This window comes from Accumulibacter sp., from assembly GCF_031732815.1.
Lineage (GTDB): Bacteria > Pseudomonadota > Gammaproteobacteria > Burkholderiales > Rhodocyclaceae > Accumulibacter.
Genome location: NZ_JAVMKF010000243.1, coordinates 1 through 3,089, shown reverse-complemented (window position 1 = coordinate 3,089; position 3,089 = coordinate 1). Strand labels below are relative to the sequence as shown.

Below are 3,089 nucleotides of genomic sequence, written 5' to 3'. Positions count from 1 at the left end.
TCGCGGCCGCTGCGCTCAATGGCGAGGCACCGGCAGCCCTTGCCGACCGGCTGGACCGCCTGCAGTCGCTCAAGCGTCAGGCGGCGGAAATCCAGATCGACAGCACTCACCGCCTGCGCGCCGGGCTGACGCCGGCGCAGTACGCGCAACTGGTCCGTATCGCCGAGTCCGCTCGCGTGCAGAGTGGCGTGCCGGAGCGGCTGCGCGGCAGCGACGCTGCGGCTCTCGAACAACTGCGCATGCTGGACAACGCCCGCTACGCCGAATCCTGGGCAGGTGCCGGCGAACACTTCCGCAAGGCTACGGCACGCGAGGATTGGGCTCGCGACGCCGCGGCCGCCCGCAAGCCACTGGGAGCTTCTGGCGGCCGCAGGCTGAAGAATCTCGTCTATTCGACCACGCTGCCCGGCATGCCCGACGGGGAGTACGCCACCTTCACCTACGACAGCCGCTTCGCAGAGGGGGCGGGTGCCATCGAAACCATCGTCACCGTCCGCGAAAGCGACGGCCAGTGGCGCCTGGCCGGCTATTTCATCAAGTAACACCTCATCAACAGGAGTCCCCATGTCTCATCTCGTCGAAACCACGATGTACCAGATCTCGCAGATCTTCCTGCTGCCCACGCTGGCGCTGATCGCGATCCTTTTCCTCTACGCCTTCTGGGTACTCGGTGAATTCGCCGTACTCGCGCTGCGGCGCAGGAGCGGTGCCGGGCGCGCACTCGTCGCACACTTCTCGACGAAGCCGACCCTCTCGCCCGACGAGCTCGACGTGATCGCGCACAAGGCGCTCGAAGTGCCGCGCATCGCCAGCCGCGTGACGCCTATGCTGGGCCTCGTCGCGACGATGATCCCCATGGGGCCTGCACTGAAGTCGCTCTCCGACGGCAATCTCGCCGACGTCTCGCACAACCTCACGATCGCCTTCTCGGCGGTGATCCTCGCGCTGATCGCGGCCTCGATCACCTACTGGGTGGTCAACGTGCGTCGCCGCTGGCTGGCCGAGGAAATCCTCGAAATCGAGAGTTTGCGTGATTCCCTCCGCGCGGGAGCACAAGCATGAGCCTCAAATTGCTGCACGAACCGGAAACCGAAGATCCGATCCTGTCGGTGGTCAATCTCATCGACATCTTCCTCGTCATCATCGCCGCGCTGCTCATCACCGTGGCGCAGAACCCGCTGATCAATCCGTTCAACAAGCAGGACGTGACGGTAATCACCGACCCCGGCAAGCCGACGATGGAAATGATGATCAAGAAGGGCGAGAAGATCGAGAAATACAAGGCGAGCGGCAGCATCGGCAGCGGCGACGGCGAGAAGGCCGGCGTCGCCTACCGCATGAAGGACGGCTCGATGGTCTACGTGCCGGAAGGCAAGGAGTGAGTCTCGCGACGCCCGCGGCGTCGTTCGCGGCCACACTGCTCGTCTGCGCGAGTCTGCTGCTCCCCTCGGCCTCGATGGCCAGGGAACGCATCGTCGACCTCCGCAGCGGTGCGGAGCTCAGTCAGGATGCGCTTGTCGCAGCGATCCGCAGCAGCCGTTATACCCTGCTCGGCGAACGCCACGACAATCCCCGACACCACGAGCGGCGCGGCGAAATCCTGCGCAGTCTCGGCCGCAGCGTCGTTGTGGCCGAGCATCTGCCGCGCGGCGGGGTCGTCGATTTCGCAACGCTCGCACTGGACAGCCGCGACCCCGATGCGCTGCTGAGCGCCCTTTCGGCAGCCGGATTCGATGGCAGGAACTGGCGGTGGCCATTGCCGTATCCGCTCTTCAGCGCGATCGCCGCATCCGGATCGCGCCTGCTCGGCGGCAACCTGCCACGTGACGCCGTACGCGATATCGCCCGCAACGGCGTCACCGCTGCACCGGACGATATCGCCCGCGAAATCGCTGCCCACCCGCTCGAGGAAGGGGCCAGCGCCCGGCTCGACGCGGACCTCATCCGCGGCCACTGCAACGAGTTGCCGGCCACCCGGCTGCCCGGACTTCGCCTTGCACAGCAGGCCCGCGATGCTGCGATGGCTGCCGCGCTGCGCACCTCGGGAGGCAGCGGACCGGCCCTCCTCGTCGCCGGCAATGGCCATGTGCGCCGCGACTATGGCGTGCCCCGCCTCCTCATCGCGTCGCCGGCCGCAGCGCCGGTGCTGACCGTAGGCTTCGTCGAGGATGAAGCCGAACTCGAGGCTGCCACGCGCGACAAGCTCTACGACTACGTCTGGCTGACGGATTCACCGACACGCGCCGACCCCTGCGCCGAACTGCGTGGCGCACGTCCAGCCGGACAGTGACCCCGTATCAGCTATCTCTTTCAACACCCCCGAAACGACAGGAGACTTCCATGGCCCGCTACACCGGCCCCCGCCTCAAGATCGTCCGCGCCCTCGGCGTGGAACTTCCCGGACTCACCCGCAAGGCCCCGAACCGCGACTATGGCCCCGGCCAGCACGGCATGAAGCCGAAGCGCAAGTCCGGCTTTGGCGTACAGCTTCAGGAGAAGCAGAAACTGCGCTACAACTACGGCGTTTCCGAGCGCCAGATGCAGCGCCTTTTCCGTGAGGCAAAGAACAGCAAGGCTCAGACCGGCGCCAAGCTGCTCGAACTACTTGAGCGCCGGCTGGACAACGTCGTTTTCCGTGCCGGCTTCGCCCCTACTACCATCGCCGCCCGCCAGCTGGTCAGCCATCGTCACGTACGCCTGAACGGACGCCCGGTGACGATTCCGTCGATCCGCGTAAAGACCGGCGATGTGATCTCGCTTTCCGACAAGGCGAAGGTGATCCCGATGGTCGTCGATACGCTCGCCGACCTGCCGCTCACGCGACCCGAGTGGATAGGCTTCGACGACGCGCAGCACGCGGCAACGGTCACCCGTACGCCGGATGCGAACGAAGTACCGTTCCCGATCGAAGTGCAGCACGTCGTCGAGTACTACGCGATCCGTCTGTAAGGGATCTCAGCGTGGTTTCCTGCTGAACACGTAGAACAGGTTTGGCTCACTGACCAGATAGAGCGTGCCGCGGTCGTCCAGGGCGACACCCTCCGCCTGCGGCACATCGGCCTTGAGTCCGTGCCGCCCGCGGCGCAGCG

The 3,089-nt window shown here is 65.9% G+C and carries 6 protein-coding genes; 5 read left to right on the top strand and 1 reads right to left on the bottom strand.

Going from position 1 to position 3,089, the window contains the following annotated elements; genetic code table 11:
* The 5 genes from RKP46_RS14810 to rpsD all read left to right on the top strand — a co-directional run.
* On the top strand, positions 1 to 542 hold a 542-nt coding region (locus RKP46_RS14810), incomplete at its 5' end, for a DUF4019 domain-containing protein (RefSeq protein WP_311107349.1).
* Between the two features lie 22 nt (positions 543 to 564).
* Complete coding sequence (locus tag RKP46_RS14805; protein ID WP_311107348.1) at positions 565 to 1,062, top strand: MotA/TolQ/ExbB proton channel family protein; 498 nt, start codon at positions 565 to 567, stop codon at positions 1,060 to 1,062.
* Positions 1,059 to 1,382, top strand: coding sequence for a DUF2149 domain-containing protein (locus RKP46_RS14800; protein WP_311107347.1), 324 nt, complete (start codon positions 1,059 to 1,061; stop codon positions 1,380 to 1,382). Before RKP46_RS14805 ends, RKP46_RS14800 begins: the two co-directional genes overlap by 4 nt.
* A complete protein-coding gene (locus RKP46_RS14795; protein WP_311107346.1) occupies positions 1,379 to 2,290 on the top strand; it encodes a ChaN family lipoprotein in 912 nt (303 codons plus the stop codon). Before RKP46_RS14800 ends, RKP46_RS14795 begins: the two co-directional genes overlap by 4 nt.
* A gap of 50 nt (positions 2,291 to 2,340) precedes the next feature.
* A complete protein-coding gene (rpsD, locus tag RKP46_RS14790; RefSeq protein WP_311107345.1) occupies positions 2,341 to 2,949 on the top strand; it encodes a 30S ribosomal protein S4 in 609 nt (202 codons plus the stop codon).
* A 6-nt stretch (positions 2,950 to 2,955) separates the two neighbouring features.
* On the opposite strand, the gene RKP46_RS14785 is transcribed toward rpsD, so the two are convergent.
* Positions 2,956 to 3,089, bottom strand: a 134-nt coding sequence (locus RKP46_RS14785) for an SdiA-regulated domain-containing protein (RefSeq protein WP_311107350.1), incomplete at its 5' end; no start/stop codon positions are given.